The organism is Phenylobacterium sp. (assembly GCF_013911965.1).
Classification (GTDB): Bacteria; Pseudomonadota; Alphaproteobacteria; order Caulobacterales; family Caulobacteraceae; genus Phenylobacterium.
On record NZ_JACESE010000011.1, the window covers coordinates 1 to 17,394 of the forward strand.

General features: G+C 72.2%; 17 protein-coding genes. 15 read left to right on the plus strand and 2 right to left on the minus strand.

Features of this window, described 5'->3' with window-relative positions:
• On the minus strand, window positions 1-918 hold a 918-nt coding region (locus tag H2041_RS12115), incomplete at its 3' end, for a replication initiation protein (protein WP_293413003.1).
• Window positions 919-1,310: 392 nt separating this feature from the next.
• Between H2041_RS12115 and H2041_RS12120 the strand changes: the two genes are divergently transcribed.
• From H2041_RS12120 to H2041_RS12165, 10 genes are all read left to right on the plus strand, one after another.
• On the plus strand, window positions 1,311-1,577 hold the full coding sequence (locus H2041_RS12120) for a hypothetical protein (RefSeq protein ID WP_293393338.1): 267 nt from the start codon (window positions 1,311-1,313) through the stop codon (window positions 1,575-1,577).
• A gap of 9 nt (window positions 1,578-1,586) precedes the next feature.
• Window positions 1,587-2,351, plus strand: coding sequence for a ParA family protein (locus tag H2041_RS12125; RefSeq protein WP_293413005.1), 765 nt, complete (start codon window positions 1,587-1,589; stop codon window positions 2,349-2,351).
• Between the two features lie 4 nt (window positions 2,352-2,355).
• The gene (locus H2041_RS12130; protein ID WP_293393341.1) at window positions 2,356-3,297 is read left to right on the plus strand and encodes a ParB/RepB/Spo0J family partition protein; all 942 of its coding nucleotides are present in this window, start codon (window positions 2,356-2,358) and stop codon (window positions 3,295-3,297) included.
• 56 nt (window positions 3,298-3,353) lie between these two features.
• Window positions 3,354-4,277, plus strand: coding sequence for a toprim domain-containing protein (locus tag H2041_RS12135; RefSeq protein ID WP_293393343.1), 924 nt, complete (start codon window positions 3,354-3,356; stop codon window positions 4,275-4,277).
• A 62-nt stretch (window positions 4,278-4,339) separates the two neighbouring features.
• Window positions 4,340-6,328 carry a ParB/RepB/Spo0J family partition protein gene (locus H2041_RS12140; protein WP_293393345.1) on the plus strand — a complete coding sequence of 663 codons (1,989 nt, stop codon included), beginning with the start codon at window positions 4,340-4,342 and terminating at the stop codon, window positions 6,326-6,328.
• A 171-nt stretch (window positions 6,329-6,499) separates the two neighbouring features.
• A complete protein-coding gene (locus H2041_RS12145) occupies window positions 6,500-10,753 on the plus strand; it encodes a bifunctional class I SAM-dependent methyltransferase/DEAD/DEAH box helicase (RefSeq protein WP_293413008.1) in 4,254 nt (1,417 codons plus the stop codon).
• Window positions 10,754-10,998: 245 nt separating this feature from the next.
• Window positions 10,999-11,886 (plus strand): zincin-like metallopeptidase domain-containing protein, encoded by an 888-nt coding sequence (locus H2041_RS12150; RefSeq protein WP_293413009.1) that lies wholly within the window; start codon window positions 10,999-11,001, stop codon window positions 11,884-11,886.
• 72 nt (window positions 11,887-11,958) lie between these two features.
• Complete coding sequence (locus H2041_RS12155; protein WP_293413011.1) at window positions 11,959-12,450, plus strand: GcrA family cell cycle regulator; 492 nt, start codon at window positions 11,959-11,961, stop codon at window positions 12,448-12,450.
• 11 nt (window positions 12,451-12,461) lie between these two features.
• Window positions 12,462-13,061, plus strand: a complete 600-nt coding sequence (locus H2041_RS12160; protein ID WP_293413013.1) for a hypothetical protein — start codon at window positions 12,462-12,464, stop codon at window positions 13,059-13,061.
• Complete coding sequence (locus H2041_RS12165; RefSeq protein WP_293413015.1) at window positions 13,058-13,759, plus strand: RadC family protein; 702 nt, start codon at window positions 13,058-13,060, stop codon at window positions 13,757-13,759. Before H2041_RS12160 ends, H2041_RS12165 begins: the two co-directional genes overlap by 4 nt.
• Window positions 13,760-13,775: 16 nt before the next feature.
• Here the strand turns inward: H2041_RS12165 and H2041_RS12170 are convergent, their stop codons facing one another.
• Window positions 13,776-14,012 carry a hypothetical protein gene (locus H2041_RS12170; RefSeq protein WP_293392747.1) on the minus strand — a complete coding sequence of 79 codons (237 nt, stop codon included), beginning with the start codon at window positions 14,010-14,012 and terminating at the stop codon, window positions 13,776-13,778.
• A gap of 146 nt (window positions 14,013-14,158) precedes the next feature.
• Here H2041_RS12170 and H2041_RS12175 point away from each other — a divergent pair, with 146 nt between their 5' ends.
• From H2041_RS12175 to H2041_RS12195, 5 genes are all read left to right on the plus strand, one after another.
• Complete coding sequence (locus H2041_RS12175; protein ID WP_293392750.1) at window positions 14,159-15,145, plus strand: hypothetical protein; 987 nt, start codon at window positions 14,159-14,161, stop codon at window positions 15,143-15,145.
• Window positions 15,145-16,101 (plus strand): phosphoadenosine phosphosulfate reductase family protein, encoded by a 957-nt coding sequence (locus tag H2041_RS12180; RefSeq protein ID WP_293413017.1) that lies wholly within the window; start codon window positions 15,145-15,147, stop codon window positions 16,099-16,101. The genes H2041_RS12175 and H2041_RS12180 overlap by 1 nt, the downstream gene beginning before the upstream one ends.
• A 77-nt stretch (window positions 16,102-16,178) precedes the next feature.
• Window positions 16,179-16,370, plus strand: coding sequence for a hypothetical protein (locus H2041_RS12185; RefSeq protein WP_293392755.1), 192 nt, complete (start codon window positions 16,179-16,181; stop codon window positions 16,368-16,370).
• Between the two features lie 51 nt (window positions 16,371-16,421).
• Entirely contained in the window at window positions 16,422-17,024 is a 603-nt protein-coding gene (locus H2041_RS12190; protein WP_293392757.1) for a GNAT family N-acetyltransferase, read from the plus strand.
• A gap of 102 nt (window positions 17,025-17,126) precedes the next feature.
• On the plus strand, window positions 17,127-17,393 hold the full coding sequence (locus tag H2041_RS12195) for a hypothetical protein (RefSeq protein WP_293392760.1): 267 nt from the start codon (window positions 17,127-17,129) through the stop codon (window positions 17,391-17,393).
• Window position 17,394 lies beyond the last annotated feature (1 nt).

Below are 17,394 nucleotides of genomic sequence, written 5' to 3' on the forward strand. Positions count from 1 at the left end.
GGCGGCGAGCTTGCGCGGCGGGGAGGGGAGGGGCGGCGCCACATCCAACACGACCTCGACCGCGTCTTCCCGCCGGGCGCGGCGGCCGGCCGAATGCCGCTCGTTCTCCACGACCGTCGCCAGCTGCTCGGGCGCGTCCTTGGGATGGAAGACGAACTCGATCTCGACCACGGCGCGCCCTCGACGGATCTCCCGCCACTCGACGGTGAAGTGGGCGAGCTGATCGATCTCGGCCTTGGCGCGCTCCAATACCTTGCGGCGCAGCTGGGCGAAATCCTTGTAGAGCTCCGGCGCGATCCCGAACGCCGCGCGCAGCGCGGTCATGTCGCCGCGCCAGGTGGATTGCCGGCGATGGATGCGCAGGGCGCCCATCTCGTAGAGGCGCAGCGCATAGGTCGAACGGAAGCCCAGCACCGCCTGCCGGTTCAGGACCGCATAGGTCTCCGACTCCTTGATCAGCCGGCGCGCGTCGGGGGTGAACTCCCATTCGATCCAGCCGCGTTCGGCGCCGTCTTCCTCCACCTCCTCGCGTGAGGACTGGATCAGCGGGAAGCGCTTCGTCGCCTTTCGACCGCGCCAAGACAGGTCATCGATGGCGAAGAGCGTCCGGTGCAGCTCCTCCAGCATGTCGGCGATGCGCTCGTTGCCCTTGTGGCCGCGGCGGATGTCCGACTTGCGCATCTTGTGCGCGACCGGCCGCCAGGCGTCGCCGCCGGCGGTCAGGATCATCAAGGCGAGAAGTCGAGACGCCGTCAGGCTCAGGGACTGTCCCTTGACGAACCGGACCTCGACGAGATTGCCTGGCTTGGCGAACTCATCGCCGTCGCGCGCACGCAGGGCATGGGCCACGCGCATGGCGCGCCCTGGCTCGCCCTCGGCCGTCGGCTCCTCGACAACGATGTCGGCGCTGGCTTCCACAGAGAATCTCAGGACCTTGACGGCCGCAGCTTTCCTGACCTTCATTCAAAACACAAGTCAGGATACTCGCCGGTTGGCCCGGCGCCCCCAATTGGTCAGGATGCCCCCCAAGGGTCAGGATAGCTCCCCCGATCGGTCAGGATCAGGCCCCCGTCCGGTCAGGAACTTGCCCCCGCGCAGTCAGGACGGTTCTGCTAAGCTACTGAGATTCCTCCGTACTTCTCGCTCTGAATCTGAATCTACGAATCTAGAAATCACCCGCTGCGTTCGCAGCGGTCGTTTTTGTAAGTCGAAGGGGAGGGAAGGGGGCATAGCAGAAGCGTTTCCGCTCAAGGTTGCAATGCCCGGCCCGAAGCACTCAGAATCGGTGAGCCCGCCTCTGGAGCCGCCGGATGGACCTCGAACGCTTCCTGCTCGACAACAAGGTCAGCGACCTGCTGGCGACCTACTTCTGGGTCTGGGTCGCGCTGGGCGTCGCCCTGTTCTGCGGCCTCTACCGCTTCGGGCTCGCCAGCCTTCCCCGGCCCGGCGCCGTTGTTCGCGGCGCAGGCCGGGGTGTGCTGGCGCTTCTGCTGTTCGTCATCACCGCCCCTTTCCTGGCGTTTGGCGGCGGCGGCTATCGCTCGGGCGCGCCCTGGGACGATGACTCGGACGGGTGACGTCGCGCTGTGAAGACCCTCGTCGTGAACAATCAGAAGGGGGGCGTCGGCAAGACGATGCTCGCCGTGCATGCCGCCTGGTTTCTGGCCGAAGCCGGCGCGCGGGTGCTGTTCGTCGATCTCGATCCGCAGGGCAATGCGAGCTACAGCCTGGCCAACACCCGCCAGGTCGGGCCGAGCAGCCTGCTCTTCTTCGAAGCGCCGCCGTCGCTCGAGGACGCGACCGGCGTCACGCTGTTCGCGGGTGACCGCGGCCTGGACCGGGTCGATGGAGCCCTCGCGAGCGCCGTCCTCAACTACCGCACGGCGTTCACGGCCCTGGCGGACCGGTTCGACTATGCGGTCCTGGACACCCCGCCCACCTGGAGCGGGCGCAACTACGCCGCCCTGATGGTGGCCAGCAGCCTGGTCTCGCCCATCGACCTGGAAACCTACGCCCTTCAGGGCGTCAAACAGCTCTGGGCGCAGAAGGCGACGGTGGAGAAGGCGGCCCGGGCCGGTCGGCCGATCGACTTCCTCGGCCTGCTTCCGTCCCGATTCCAGAGCAACTCGCCTCGGCAGCGGGAGAACCTCACCAGCCTCCTGCGCGAGCAGGGCGCCCGCATCATGTTTCCCGGCCAAGCGGTCCTGACCCAGCGCCAGGGCTATGCGGAGGCGCTCGACCTTCGCCAGCCGGTGTGGTCGCTGAAGAAGACCGCTGCGCAGGACGCCGGTCGCGAGATCCGTGGCGTGCTGGCCACCATCAAGTCCCGTTTGGATGCTTTACCGGCCTGAAGTGATGGCAGAATCCGGCTTCCTCGACACCTTCGCCGACCTCAGCGCTGCGCTGGGCGCCGCCGCCGACACGGTCCTCAGCCTGCCGCTGGATCTGATCGACGAGGACCCAGCCAACCCGCGCCAGGCCTTCGACCCCGACGAACTGGCGGCGCTCGCCGAAACCCTGAAGTCGCGGGGATTGAAGCAGCCGATCGTGGTGCGTCCAGCGAACGAAGCCGGGCGCTATGTGATCCGCTACGGGGCCCGCCGGTTCCGCGCCGCGCGGCTGGCGGGCCTTGCTGAAATCCGCGCCGTGGTCGAGGCGGGCGAGGTCGACGAAGCCGACGCCCTGACCGACCAGCTCATTGAAAACGAGCAGCGCGCGCCGCTCTCGACCGCGGACATGGCCCAGGCCGTCGCCCGGCTGCTGGCGCTCGGCAAGAGCCAGGCGGAGATCGCCCGCCGGCTTGGCCGCGGCAAGGACCTGATCGCCATTTACGCCGCCGTGCCGCAGATGCCGGCCGAGCTTCGCGCCCGGGCCGACGGGCTCGGGGCGCGAACCCTCTACGAGATCTGGGGGGCGTGGAAGGCGGACCCTCGCCGGACCCAGGCCTGGCTGGCCGAGCGCGAGCCTGCCCAGATCACCCAGGCGGCCGCGCGCGCCTTCGCCGCGACGCTCAAACCCTCGCGGCAGCCCACACCCCGGTCATCCGAACCGAAGGCCGCACGGCCCCCCGCCCCGCGGGACGTCGTTGCGGAGCATCCGGTCGTGGCGGCGCCGTCCGCGGCGGCGGGTGCGGCGACAGGACAGACGGTCGTGCGGGTGCAGGTGGGTCGCCGCCAGGGGCGCCTCCTGCTCGACCGTCCCAGCGTCGCCGACGGGATCTGGGTGGAATTCGACGGCGTAGCCGAGCGGGTTCCAGCGGCGACGGTGAAGCTCCTCGCGGTGACTTTGGACGGCTGAGGGGCGGGGGAGGGCGCGGCAGGAGAGCCCGATGGGCGAGACGGAAGGAGGCTCCCATGTCCCTGCACAGCATCGTGGCCGCCCTGGGCGGCGACCTCTATGCCCGCGGCTCGCGCGCCAATGTCCCGGCGCCCGGCCACAGCGCCCATGATCGGTCCGTGTCGCTGCGCCTGGTGGACGGCCGGGTTCTCGTCCATGCCTTCAACGGGGCGGATTGGCGGGAGATCCTGGACGATCTTCGCGCCCGCAACTTGATCGACGACCTGAACCGGCCAACCGGGTTGACCGTGGCGGCCGGCCTACGGCCGGGCCGTCCGGAGCCCTCCGACCATGAACGGATCGATGCGGCGCGGCGGCTCTGGGATGGTGCGCGGCCCGTGGCCGGCAGCCTGTCGGAGACGCACCTGCGGCTGCGGCGGGTGCGGCGGGAGGCGCCCGGGCCCGACGCGCTGCGGCACCATCCCGCGGCGCCGATCTCGGCCTATCGCCCCCGTGCGCCGACGCGACCTGCGCTGCTCGCCGGCATCCGCGGACCGGACGGCGAGCTCACCGCCGTCGAGATCACCTACCTCGATCCGAACGGGCAGCGGACGCGTCGGCTTCGCCTGCCCCGCAAGACGGTCGGCGTGATCGCGCCCAGCTCGGCGGTGCGGCTCAACCCGGTGGAGCCCGACCTCCTGGTGGGGGAAGGCGTCTTCACGGTCCTATCGGCGGCGGAACGGTTCGGCCGCCCAGGCTGGGCCCTGATGTCGACGCGCAACCTCAGGTCCTGGCGCGCGCCCGACGGCGTGCGGAGCGTCTGGATCGCGGCCGATCGCGGCAAGGACGGGGAGCGCTCCGCGCGCGAGCTCTCCGAGGCGCTGCGCCAGGCGGGAATCCGGACCCGGATCCTGCTGCCGCCCCGTCCCCATGGCGACTGGAACGACGCGGCGCCGGCTGTGGAGCCGGTCCGGCGGCAGCGCCAAAAAGTGGAAGGGTAGGGCGGGGGAGGGTGCGCCCAAGGGCAGGATGGCCCTCGCTCAAGGCGCTGGAAACCGACCCCATGACCGACGTCACCACCACGCCCGCCGCAACCCAGGTGCATGTGCCGCTGCAGGACCTGGCGCTTGCGCCCGAGAACATCCGCTTCAAGACGCCCGCCGACGAGGGCGTGCCGCAGCTCGCCGAGACCATCGCGGCGGCCAATGTCGTGATCCCTCTGGCGATCCGGCCCGGACGCAAGGGCGAGAAGCCCTACATGGTGCTGGACGGCCGCCGCCGGCTCTTCGCCCTTCAGGTGCTGCTGGAGTCGGGTCGGCTCGAGGCGAGCTTCCCCGTCAAGTGCGAGCTCTTCGAGACGAAGGAGGCCCAGGCGGCCGCGGCGATGCTGACCAATGTCGAGCGCGCGCCTGTCCACATGGCCGACGTCATCGAGGCGATCGGCAAGATGCGGCGCAAGAAGATGGACACCGCCTCGATCGCCGGCGCGCTCGGCTATGACGAGCTGGAGATCAAGCGGCTGGAAGCGCTGGCCCACGTCCATGGCGACGTGCTCAAGGCCTACCGGAGAGGCAACCTCAGCCTCAAGCAGGTGCGCCTGTTCGCTCGGCTGCCCGACCGGAAGACCCAGGGCGAGCTCGCCGCGACCGCGCTGCAGGGCTACTTCCACGAGTACCAGCTGCACCAGGCGCTCGCGACCGACCGTGTCACCAGCGAGGATGAGCGCTTTGCCCTGGTGGGCCTCGACCGCTACACGGCGGCGGGCGGCCGGGTCGAGACGGACCTCTTCGGCGAGATGCCGGAGCGGCTGCTCGATCCCGAGATGCTGCAGGATCTCTGGCGCGGCCGCGTTCAGCCGCTGGTCGATGCGTTCAAGGCGGCCGGGCTCGCGGTGTTCATCGGCCGGGACACGGGCTACCGCGCCCCGGAAGGTTTCGAGACCCTGCCCTACGTCTACGTCGGCGACCTGGATGAGGCGGCCAAGACGCGTCTGGCCGAGGCGCGGCGGGCGGCCGCCGAAGCGGTGGCAGCGCTGGACGGTGAGGACCTCGCGGCCGACGAAGCGCCGGCCAAGATCCTGCCGGCGCTGATGGCCAAGATGGACGTCGCGGCGGCGCCCCTGAAGCGACTCGCCCTCGGCGCGGTGCTGCTCGCCCCCGACGGCGGCACGGGCGTGAAGGCGGAGTTCTTCGGGACGCCGGTTGCGGTCGATGAGGCCGAGGAGAGCCTCGACGAAGAGACGGACGACGACGAGATCGCCGCTCCGGCCGCGCCGGACATCGACGTGCCGACGATCGAGGTCGAGGTGGAGGGCGCCAGCCACGTCCTTCACGAGACCCGGACCGACGTCGCCACCCGCGCCCTGATCCGCGACCTGGCGGACAATCCGGGCGCTGCGCTCGTCGCCCTCGTGGCCCAGCTCTTCAAGCATCTGGCCCTGCACGGCCCGGTCTATCAGGGCGAGTCGGCCCTGGTGATCTCCGCGACCGGCTACCGCCGTGGCCAGACCCCCGCCATTCCGGCGCTGGATGGCGAGGTGCGGACGCGTCTCGATCAGCGGCGCGCGGCCTACCTGGCGTCGGGACTGCGCCCCATTTCGTGGGTCGAAAGCCTGCCGCACGGGGAGCGGATGGCGCTGCTCGCCGAACTCGTGGCGATCAGCCTGAACGTCCGGGAAGAGCGGACGACCAGCCTTCGCCGCGCGGCGCGAGCCGAGGCGGCGGAGATCGCCGAGCTGTGCGGGGCCGACATCGCCGCCCACTGGACGCCCGACGTCGACTTCCTCTCGGTCCATCCCAAGAAGCAGCTGCTGTCGCTGCTGGACGACATGGGCGTCGACGATCCGCGGGTGAAGACCCTCAAGAAGGACGAGCTGGTGGCGTTCGTCGCCGAGGCGGCCGCCGAGCGCCAATGGGCGCCTTCGGTGCTCTCCTGGACCGCCGCGGCGCCCGTCGAGGTGGTCGATGAGGAGGCTGTCGCTGACGCCGAGCCGGGACCGGACGAAGTCGACGGCCTCGCCGTCGGTTCGGACGGCCAACAAGCCGCCGCCTGATCGGGCCTGCGGCTGATCCTGCGCCCCATCGGCACCGCCGGTGGGGCGTTTACTTGCACCTTGGTCTGGCGCCGCACGCCGCCGGCCAAAGGAGAAGGGCAGGGCAGGGGGCCTGCGAGCCCGCGGGAGAGGAGGGAAGCGCCCTCCGCCGCCGGCGATCAGGACCGCCCGATGAACGCCCCGCTTCCCCTCTTCGGCGCCGCCCCGGCAGGCGACAAGGCCGTGAACACCCTGGCCGCCGCCCGTGCGCTTGCGGCGCAACTCAACCGCTCGCGGCCGCTCGACCGGCGCCACGTCGCCGCCACCCTCACCACCTCCTTCGGCGGCACGGACGCCGAGGGCGCCTGGCTGTGGCGCGACGCCTATGACGCGGTGGAGGCCGCATTGGTCTTGCAGCTTCGCCGCCTGGCTCCGCAGCTCGGGCGGCTGGAGGACGCGCCGGCCGAGATCGTGGCGCTGCTCGCGAACCTGACGGCGCTCGCCCCCACCCACACGCGCCGCAGCGAGGAGCAGGTGGCGCTCGACCAGTTCTCGTCGCCCCCAGTCCTGGCCGCCGTCGCCGTCGCCGCGGCGCAGGTGCGGCCCGGCGACCGGGTGCTCGAGCCCTCGGCGGGGACGGGCCTGATCGCGATCCTGGCGGAGGCCTGCGGGGTCGAGCTTACGCTCAACGAGATCGCGTCCCATCGCACGGCCTTGCTGGAGGGCCTGTTCCCCGCGGCGGCGCGCGTCAGCCACGACGCCGTTCACCTGAAGGATCTCCTGCCGGCCGCCGGCAGCTTCGACGCCGCTGTCCTCAATCCCCCGTTCCAGCATCTGGAGCGGCATCTGCATGCCGCCATCGACTGCCTGGCGATCGGCGGGCGCATGTCGGCGATCGTGCCGGCGCGCCTGTTCGACGACCGCGCCGCCCTGGAGGCGCTGCAGCGCCGCGGCCAGCTCGTCGCCACCCTGGCCTTTCCGCCCGGGGCTTTCGCCAAGCACGGAACCTCCGTGGAGGTGGGCCTTCTGGTCCTCGACCGGGCGGAGGCCGCGGGTGCGGCGGCGCCTGCCGTGAGCTTCGCCGAGACCGTGGCCGAGGCGGCCGTGGCCGCGACCGCGCTTCCCGCGCGTCCGACCGCCAAGCCGCGAGCCTTCCGCGCCGCTTCGGCCTCGGCGCTGCTGGCGCCCCGGGCCCGACCCCTAGCCGGACCGGTCAACCGGCTGAGTTTCCTGGGCGGCAGCGCGCCGGTGGCCTACGCCACCATGCCCTGGACCGGGGAAGGCCGCGACGTCGGCCTCTACCAGGCCTTCCGGGTGAGCCGCGTCAACGCGCCCGACACGCGGCCGCATCCCTCGCCGCTGGTGGAGTCGGCCGCCATGGCCTCGGTGGCGCCGCCAGCCCCGACCTACAGGCCCGTCCTGCCGCCACGCCTCGTGGCCGAAGGCCTGATCTCCGACGCCCAGCTCGAGACGGTGATCTACGCCGGCGAGGCCCACGCCAGGACGCTGCCCGGCTGGTGGACGCTCGGCGACGCGCCGCACCGTCTGGCCCTCGCGCGCGAGGACGTGCCCGGCGCCTTCCAGCTGCGCTGCGGCTTCATGCTGGGGGACGGCACGGGCTGCGGAAAAGGACGCCAGGCCGCCGCCGTCATCGCCGACAACATGGCCCAGGGGCGCGTGCGCGCCCTGTGGATCTCCAAGAACGACCATCTGCTGGAGGACGCCCGCCGCGACTGGACCGCGATCGGCGGCGCCGCGCGCGAGATCACCCCGCAGAGCGCCTGGAAGCAGGGCGACGCCATCCGTCTGGACCGAGGGGTGCTCTTCACCACCTACGCCACCCTCCGCCAGCCGGGGCGGGGCGACAAGCCCTCGCGCCTCGACCAGATCATCGCCTGGCTCGGCGAGGACTTCGACGGCGCGATCGTCTTCGACGAAGGCCACGCCATGGCCAATGCGGCCGGCGGGGGCAAGGGCGGGCGCGGCCCCAAGAAGGCCTCGCTGCAGGGCATGGCGGGCCTCGCCCTGCAGAACCGGCTGCCGCAGGCGCGGGTGATGTACGTGAGCGCCACGGGGGCCACGACGCCGGAGAACCTCGCCTATGCCGCCCGGCTCGGCCTCTGGGGCGGACCGGAGGCGCCCTTCCCCACCCGCGACGCCTTCATGGACGCGGTGGAGAAGGGCGGCGTGGCGGTCATGGAGCTGATCGCGCGCGAGCTGAAGGCCCTCGGCCTCTACATCGCCCGTTCGCTTTCCTTCGAAGGCGTGGAGTACGAGGCGGTCCGGCACGTCCTCACCGCCGACGACATCGCGATCTGGAACGCCTGGGCCGACGCCTACCAGGTGATCCATCAGAACCTGCGCGCCGCTCTGGAGGCCGTCGGCGTGACCGAAGACGGCAAACCGAAGAGCGGCCAGGCGGCCTCCGCCGTCATGTCGGCGTTCGAGGGCGCGAAGCTGCGCTTCTTTGGCGCCCTGCTCTCGGGCCTGAAGGCGCCAACCCTCATCGCAGCCGTCCGCGACGATCTCGTGCAAGGGCGCTCGGCCGTCGTCCAGATCGTCTCCACCCATGAGGCCGTGATGGAGCGGCGCCTCGCCGAGATCCCGCCGGAGGAGTGGAACAACCTGGCCGTCGATCTGACGCCCAAGGACCAGGCGCTCGACTACCTCATGGGCGCCTTCCCGGTCACGGCGATGGAAAGCATCGAGGACGAGGACGGAAACGTCACCTTGCGCCCCCTCATCGTCGACGGCCGGCCGGTGCTCAGCCAGGAAGCGCTTCGCCTGCGCGAGGCGCTCGTCAGCGAGCTCGCCTGCCTGCCGGCGGTCCCGGGCGTGCTGGACGCGTTGATCGAGGCCTTCGGGCCCGACCAGGTGGCCGAGATCACCGGACGCTCCCGCAGGATCGTCACCCGCGACGGGCGGCGGGTCGTGGAACGCCGCAGCGCCTCGGCGGCCCGCGCCGAGACCGACGCCTTCATGTCGGGACGCAAGCGGATCCTGGTCTTCTCGGACGCCGGCGGGACCGGGCGCAGCTATCACGCAGACCTTGCCTGCGCGAACACCCAGCGACGCCGCCACTACCTGGTGGAGCCCGGCTGGCGGGCGGACGTCGCTATCCAGGGGCTCGGCCGTTCGCATCGGACCAACCAGGCGAGTGCGCCGCTGTTCTGCCCGGTGACCACGGACATCCATGGCGAGAAGCGGTTCACCTCGACGATCTCGCGGCGGTTAGACAGCCTGGGCGCCCTGACCAAGGGGGAGCGGCGGACGGCGGGGCAGGGGCTCTTCCGCGCGGAGGACAACCTCGAAAGCCCCTGGGCGCACCGCGCGCTACAGGCCTTCTACGTCGCGCTGCACTGGGGCGACGTCGCCGCCATGGACCGGGAGACGTTCGAGCGGAAGACCGGCCTGCATCTGCTGGACGCCGAGGGCGCGCTGAAGGCGCCCGAGGACCTGCCGCCGATGAATACCTTCCTTAACCGCATGCTGGCGCTTCGCATCGAAGACCAGAACGCCCTCTTCGAGGCGTTCGAGTCGCTGCTGGCCGGCATCCTGGAGCGCGCTGCGGCCGCCGGGGCGCTTGACCGTGGTCTCGAGGACATTGACGCCGACGACGTCAGCATCCTGGCGGAGGAGGTGGTCCGTACCGACACCGCCACGGGCGCGGAGACCAAGCTGATCACCTTCGCGGTCCGCACGCGCCGGGAGCTCATGTCGGCCGACGAGGCGCTCGGCGGCCAGGACGCCGCCTCGCTGGCGTTCGCCGTCAACAGCAAATCCGGGCGCGCCGCCCTCGTGGTGCAGGGCTTGACCACGACCGACGATCAGGACCGGCTGGTCCCAGCCGTGCGGCTGCTTCGGCCGGAGAAGCGCTCGCTCCTCTCGCTCAAGAGCTTCGATGAGTCGGCGTGGGAGCCCGTGGACGAGGACGCCTGGCGCAAAGCTTGGGCGACGGAGATCGCCGAGGCCGACCCGTGGCGTACGCGCGACCTCATTCTCGCCACCGGCCTGCTGCTGCCGGTGTGGAGCAGCCTGCCCGATCAGCGCACCCTCGTGCGGCGCCTGAAGGCGCCGGACGGCCGCCGCTGGCTCGGCCGGGTGCTGGAGCCGTCGGACGCGGCGAAGCTGAAGGTGGGGCTTGGCCTCAGCGACGTGGCGACCGCGGTCGGCGATGGCGCGAGCGCCGCACAGCTGGTGCTCCAAGAAAACACCTCCATTGCGTTGGCCGGCGGCCTTTGGCTGCGACGCGCCAAGGTCATGGATCGGTTCCGGCTGGAGATCGTCGGGGCCGCCGGACAGCGTTCGGTCTTCCAGGCGCTCGGCTGCTTCGTCGAGATCATCGCCTACACGCCGCGCGTCTTCGTGCCGGTGGACAAGCCGCAGGTGCTGACCGCCGTCCTCGCCAAGTGGCCGCCGCAGACCCTGCTGAAGGCCGCCGCCTGAGGACTCGCGCTGCCGCCGGGTTTGTTTGAACAAACATCCCGGCGGAGGCCTGCATCGCGGGGAACCAGATCTTCGCTTTTCGGTTCATCGCCGCGGCGGCGCCCTGTTGCGGCCGGCGCCGCCCCTACGACCCGCCCCCGGTCTGACCCGCCGGGGGTTTTTCGTAGCCGCATGGCGAAAGGCGAGGGGAGGGCCCGGTCGGGCGAGCGCGGGATGGCCTGCGCGGACCTGCACGGAGCCCCCCGATGTCCAATCCCCTCGAGCCCCTGATGGCCGACTTCATCGCGCGCATCGAACGCGGCGTGCCGCCGTGGCGCCAGCCCTGGGCCGGCGGCCGGGAGCCGTCCGCGCCGCTGCGGGCCGACGGCGAGCCGTTCAGCGGCAGCAACGCCTGGCTGCTCGCCTTCGTGGGCGCCGTGCGCGGCTACGCCTCCCCCTACTGGTTCACCTTCCGCCAGGCGCTCGACATCGAAGCTCCGGTGCGCAAGGGCGAGCGCGGCGCGCCGGCCGTGCTCTACAAGACCCGCACGGTCGAGGGCGAAGCCGCCGCCTCCGACCAGCCGGGTGACGATGGGGCGCGCGTGCTGCGCTACCTGAAGGGCTACACGGTGTTCAACGCCGAGCAGCTCAGCGGCTGCCCGGACCGCTACCTCGCCGCGCCGGCGGTCGATCCCGTCGCCCGGGCGGCGGCGCGCAACCGGGTGCTGGACGCTGTGCCCGCGACGGTCGAGCTGGGCGGCGCGATGGCCGCCTATCTTCGTGATCGCGACGTGATCCGCCTGCCGCCGCCGGAGTCCTTCGTGAGCGTCGACGACTTCCTGGCCACCAAGGCGCACGAACAGCTGCATTGGACGGGCGCCCCGCACCGGCTGAACCGGGTGTTCGGCCAGCGCTTCGGCGACGCCGCCTACGCCTTCGAAGAACTCGTGGCGGAGATCGGGGCCGCCGCGCTCGGCCTGCGGATCGGCCTCAGGCCCCAGCTGCTCGACAGCCACGCCGCCTACCTCGCCCACTGGGCGGGGATCCTGCGCGAGCGCCCGGGCGCGCTCCTGGAGGCCTCCGGTCACGCGCAGAAGGCGGTGGACTATCTGCTGGCGTTCAGCACGGCGGACGAGGCGCGGGCGGCCGCCTGAGCGGCCGGAGGGGAAAGGGAAGGGACGGGGGAGGCGCGCTCAGTTCCGGGCGCGCAAGCGGAGGCTCCTCCCATGTCCGATCAAGCTTGGACCGACGACCGCGTGGATCGTCTGAAGTCCCTCTGGAACGACGGCCTCAGCGCCGCGCAGGTGGCCAAGGCGCTGGGCGGCGTCACACGCAACGCCGTCATCGGCAAGCTCCACCGCCTGAAGCTCACCGGGACCCGGCCGGCGACGCCGCGGCCGCCGCGGCCCACCTCATCGCGCCGGTCGCGCCCGCCCGCGCGCCTCCCGCGGCCGCGCCTGGCGCCGCCGCCGCCGGCGCCGGTCGTCGTCACGCCGGAAGGGCGGGGGCTCTTTCGCGCCTTCGCCGACCTGCCGCCGCGATGCTGCAAGTGGCCGATCGGCGATCCGCTCGGCCCGGACTTCAGCCTGTGCGGGTGCGCCACGGACGGGGGGCCGTATTGCCCCGGCCATCACCGCGCGGCCCACCAGCCGCGCAAGGCGCCCCCGATCTCCGCCGATCCCCTGGTCCGCCGCGCGCTCGCCGGCGAGCGGGTTTGAGGAGACGCGCCGTGGGATGGACCTACGCCTTCGAGCGCCCCGCCGACCCCAAGGCCGAGCTCAACGGTCTCCTGTCCTGGTCGGACGCCCGCGGGCGCCGCCGCGTGCTGGACTCCGCCATCGTGCGCCTGCGCGTCTACTACGCCGCGGTCGAGCACATAGCCCCGGACGGGACCCGGCAAGTCTGGGCCGCCGTCTTCCTGGTGGATTTCCGCCGCGGGGCCGACGGGCTGGCCTTCGGCTACAAGGACATGACCGAGCACATGGGCCCGGTCGAAAGCGAATGCCCCGAGCGCATCCTGCGCCGTCTGACGCCGCTCTCCGACGCCGAGGATCCGCAAGGGTGGGCGCGGGCCTGGCGCGAGCGCTGCTGGGCGCACCTGACGGCCCGCCAGTCGCGGCGGCTGGTCGACGGCGCGCTGGTGAAGACGAAGGGGCCGTTCGTCCTGCCGAGCGGCGACTGCGATCTGTTCACCGCCGTGCGCTCGGGGCGGTCCTGGCGCTTCCGCGCCAGCACGGACGGGCGGCTCTATCGCTTGCGCGGCTACCAGAGCCACATCGAGCGCGTCGAGGCTGTCGCGCCGGCGCCGAACGCCGGAGCCCTGTCATGACGGCCCCCGGTACGAACACGCTCTCCGAGGCGGCTCCGCGCTTCGCCGCGGCGCCGCCGGCCAGCCGGCCGCTGGCGGCCCTGGCGCCGCGGATCGACAGCTTGCCGGAGCATGAGACCCTGGCCCTGCTCCTGCGTCGGTCAGGGGCGGCGGACCCGGCCGCACTCAGCCACGCCTTGCTCGCCCGGTTCGGCTGCATGGCCCGGGTGCTGGGCGCCACCCTTCCGGAGCTGCTGCAGGTCGCCCCGCACGAGGTGGCCCTAGATCTGCAGCTGCTGCAGGAGGCGACCCGCCGCGTCGTCGAGTTCCCGATCCTGCGGCGCCCGCTCCTGAACTCCTTCGCCGCGGTCCAGGCCTATCTGCGGTGCCGCCTTGCTGGGCTTGCGCGAGAAGAGTTCCGGGTTCTGTTCCTCGACCGCGCCAACCAGCTCATCGCCGACGAGCTGATGGGCGAGGGCACGGTGGATCACGCGCCGGTCTATCCGCGCGAGGTCGTGCGCCGAGCCCTGGAGCTCAACGCCAGCGGTTGCTGCCTCACCCACAACCACCCAACCGGCAATCCCGCCCCTTCGCAGGCCGATATCGTCGTGACCCGCCAGATCGTCGAAGCGGCGCGCGCGCTGAACATCGCCGTCCACGACCACTTCCTGGTGGCCGGCGACGAGGTGGTTAGCTTTCGCGCCCAGGGGCTGATGTAGGCCGGGGCGCTCGCGTTCAGACGATGAGCGGCGATACCAGGCGCTGGCGCGCCGGCGCCACCTCGCGCCAGCGCCCGTCGGGGTCCTGCTCCAGGACCTCGATCGGACGGCCGCGCACCTGGGCGACGGAGACGACGGCGATCGCCGCGCCGACGGCCTGGGAGCGGTCGGCGAAGGCGCCGATGCGTCGGCGGGCGCAGCGCAGCGTCCAATGCCGTTCGCGGGGCACGAGGAAGTAGCGGACCTTCGCCATGAGGCAGCTCCGGTGGAGGGTGGCTGAGCACTATAGTCCACACTCCGGGGCTCGCGGGCAAGCACAGCCGCAGCAAAGCGAACGGGAGGGACGGGGCGGGCAGCCGGTCGGGGGCGCAGGTCCTCCGAGGCGCCCGGAGGATTCCCATGCGAATTGGTCATCATCGGCCGCCGGTGCTGGCGGCCTGGGGCGGTGGCCTCGACTCCACGGCGATGCTGGTGGAGCTGGTGAGCCGCGGCGAGCCCGTCGACCAGGTCCTGTTCGCCGACACAGGCGCCGAGAAGCTCGAGACCTACCGTTTCATCCCGCTGTTCCGGCGCTGGCTGAGCGAGCGGGGCGTGCCGTCGGAAGTCGTCCGCTACCAGCCGGCCCGCTTCAAGAACTGGCCGCCCTACCGAACCCTCACCGAAAACCTGCTGACCAACGGCACCTTGCCGAGCATCGCCTTCGGCCGGGGCACGTGTTCGCAGAAATGGAAGGTCGCGCCGCAGCACGCCTGGGCGAGACGGTGGCCGGCCGCCCAGGCGGCCTGGGCGCGCGGCCAGAAGGTGGTCAAGCTGATCGGCTTCGACTGCAGCCGCGCCGACGACCGGCGCTACGCCGAGGCGGCGAAGCGGGACGATCCTCTCTACAGCCATCGCTATCCCCTGCGGGAATGGGGCTGGACGCGCGAGCACTGCGCCGCCCGCATCGAGCGGGAAGATCTGCCGACGCCGCCGAAGTCGGCGTGCTTCTTCTGCACCGCCTCGCGGCCGTCCGAGGTCCGGGACCTGCCGACGGCGCAGCTGCGCCAGATCGTTCTGATCGAGGCGCGCGCGCGGCCGCGCCTGCGCACCATCGAGGGCCTCTGGCGGAAAGCCGTCGCCGGCCGGCGCGGCGCGGAGGCCCGCCCGGGCTCGATGACCGCCTTCATCCGCAGCGAAGGCTTGCTGCCGCAGGACGAGGTCGACGCCATCGAGGCGCTGGCGCCTGACGCCCTGGTGCGTTGGCAGGGCCGCGCGGCCGAGCGCCCCGCCGAGCAGCGGCCCGAGATGCGGCAGTGGCTGCAGCTCTTCGACGAGACGGCGGGCCAGGCCTGGCGGCTCGAAGCCGCGCCGACCCTCTATGACGGCGTATCGGACGGGGCTCGGTGATGCGCCCGGACCTGTCCCGTTACGACCGCGTGCTGGTGGCCTTCAGCGGCGGCAAGGACTCGCTCGCCGCCCTGCTGCATCTGCTGGACCTCGGCGTGCCGCCCGAGGGCATCGAGCTGCACCATCACGACGTCGACGGCGGCGAGGCGTTCATGGATTGGCCCTGCACCCCGGCCTACGCCCGCGCGCTCGGCGCAGCCTTCGGCGTCCCGGCCTATCTCTCCTGGCGGGCCGGCGGCTTCGCCGCCGAGCTCGGGCGCGACGGCGCGCCCACGGCCCCGGCATTGTTCGAAACGCCGGAGGGGCGGCTCGGCCGGGCTGGCGGGGAGGGCCCGCCGGGGGTGCGTGGCCGCTTCCCCCAGGTCTGCGCCGACCTGCGGCTACGCTGGTGCAGCAGCGCCTTGAAGATCGAGGTGATGGCGGCGCTGATCCGCAACCAGCCGCGGTTCCTGGCCGGCGAGACCCTGGTGGTGACCGGCGAGCGAGCCGAGGAAAGCCCCATGCGCGCCCGCTACGCGCCCTTCGGCCCGCACCGGACCGCGACCCGGCAGCGGCGGATCGACCACTGGCGGCCGGTGCTGTCCTGGCCGGAGGCCGAGGTGTGGGCGATCATCGCCCGCTATGGCGTGACCCCGCACCCGGCCTACGGCCTTGGGTGGTCGCGGGTGAGCTGTCGCAGCTGCATCTTCGGCTCGCCCAACCAATGGGCGACGCTCCGCGCCCTTTATCCCGAGGCGTTCCGGCGGATCGTAGAGCGGGAGGCGGCGAGCGGCCTGACGATCCAGCAGCACGCCAGCGTCTCCGAGCTTGCTGACCGCGGCCGGCCTTATGCGGCGGCGCTGGCGAACCCCGCGTTGGCGGCTCAGGCGGGCGCGACGACCTGGATCGCGCCGGTCTTCACCCGGCCCTGGCGGCTGCCGGCCGGGGCCTTCGGCGAGGCGGCCGGGCCGAACTGAGCGGGCGTCTCGCCGGCGTGGCCCGCTTGACCCGGCCCCTCCGGGCCATGCAGCTTCACCTGCAGGAGCCAGAACCCATGCCCGAGCCGATGAACCTCACCCTGTCCCTCTCCTCGGACGAAGCCTGGGCGCTGGCGCAGTTCGTGAAGCGCGCCGACCGCGAGACCGCCCGGCGACATGCAGGGGACGCGCAGGAGGCCGACCTCATCTTCGAGGCCTGGATCGCGCTACGGGCCGCCCTGGCCGAGGCGGGCGTCGCCCCGCGCTGACATCTGCGGCTTCAGTCTGGCGCCGCGGCGGGCGCGCCCTAGCTAGGGCTCATGGACGAGCCTGACTTCCAGGTGCGGCCGGTCACCGCGGCGACCTGGCCCGACCTCGAGCGCCTGTTCGAAGGGCGCGGCGGACCCAAGTACTGCTGGTGCATGGCCTGGCGGCCGATGGCGAACCGCGCCTCGGCGCGCAACGCGGACCGAAAGGCGGCCCTGCAGGCGCGCCTGGCGGAGGGCGTGCCGATCGGCCTGATCGGCTACGTCGCCGGCGAGCCGGCCGCCTGGTGCTCCGTCGGCCCGCGCGAGCGCTTCACGCGGCTCCGGCCCGACCAGGACCAGGCCGAGGCCGGGATCTGGGCGGTGACCTGCTTCTTCATCCGCCGCGAGCATCGCGGGCGCGGCCTCACCGGCAAGCTGCTGGAGGCCGCCGCCGACTACGCGCGGGCCCAGGGCGGAACGGTGCTCGAGGCCTACCCCGTCGATCCGGAGTCGCCGAGCTACCGCAACATGGGCTTTCGGTCGCTCTACGCGGACCACGGCTTTGAGGAGGTCGGCCGCGCCGGCTCGCGGCGGCACGTGGTGCGCCGGGCGCTCGCCGGCCCGCGGCCATCACACACGGCGTCACAAGGAGGAGGGGAGGGCGGCGCGGGGTGAGCCAAGCCACAGGAGGCGCCCAAGACCACCCTGACTTCCCCTTCCACGCCCTTCGTCGGCGGCCATCCGGTCGGACAGCTGGTCCGCCGCGACGACCCCGCCGTGGAGATCCGCGGGACCCTTGAGCGCACGCCGGGCTGCGCCCTGATCGCTTCGGCCGAGATCGACGCGCAAGGCCGACTCTGCGTCGAATACGGCGGAGAGACCCAGATGTACTGGGAAGAGCAGCGCCCGGTGCGCGAGGGCGGCCGGCTGGTGCTGATCGACGTCAACGGGCTCGAGGTCCTGGAGACCGAGGTTCTCCTGCGGCTGGACGACGGCGCCCTGGTAGATCCGCTGCGGACCGCCGCCGCCTCGCCGGAGCGCTGAA

Coding starts and splice junctions, on each gene's coding strand:
- H2041_RS12120 (WP_293393338.1), top strand. CDS start 1,311: ATGGACCTCGAACGCTTCCTGCTCGACAACAAGGTCAGCGACCTGCTG.
- H2041_RS12130 (WP_293393341.1), top strand. CDS start 2,356: ATGGCAGAATCCGGCTTCCTCGACACCTTCGCCGACCTCAGCGCTGCG.
- H2041_RS12135 (WP_293393343.1), top strand. CDS start 3,354: ATGTCCCTGCACAGCATCGTGGCCGCCCTGGGCGGCGACCTCTATGCC.
- H2041_RS12140 (WP_293393345.1), top strand. CDS start 4,340: ATGACCGACGTCACCACCACGCCCGCCGCAACCCAGGTGCATGTGCCG.
- H2041_RS12145 (WP_293413008.1), top strand. CDS start 6,500: ATGAACGCCCCGCTTCCCCTCTTCGGCGCCGCCCCGGCAGGCGACAAG.
- H2041_RS12150 (WP_293413009.1), top strand. CDS start 10,999: ATGTCCAATCCCCTCGAGCCCCTGATGGCCGACTTCATCGCGCGCATC.
- H2041_RS12155 (WP_293413011.1), top strand. CDS start 11,959: ATGTCCGATCAAGCTTGGACCGACGACCGCGTGGATCGTCTGAAGTCC.
- H2041_RS12165 (WP_293413015.1), top strand. CDS start 13,058: ATGACGGCCCCCGGTACGAACACGCTCTCCGAGGCGGCTCCGCGCTTC.
- H2041_RS12170 (WP_293392747.1), bottom strand. CDS start 14,012: ATGGCGAAGGTCCGCTACTTCCTCGTGCCCCGCGAACGGCATTGGACG.
- H2041_RS12175 (WP_293392750.1), top strand. CDS start 14,159: ATGCGAATTGGTCATCATCGGCCGCCGGTGCTGGCGGCCTGGGGCGGT.
- H2041_RS12180 (WP_293413017.1), top strand. CDS start 15,145: ATGCGCCCGGACCTGTCCCGTTACGACCGCGTGCTGGTGGCCTTCAGC.
- H2041_RS12185 (WP_293392755.1), top strand. CDS start 16,179: ATGCCCGAGCCGATGAACCTCACCCTGTCCCTCTCCTCGGACGAAGCC.
- H2041_RS12190 (WP_293392757.1), top strand. CDS start 16,422: ATGGACGAGCCTGACTTCCAGGTGCGGCCGGTCACCGCGGCGACCTGG.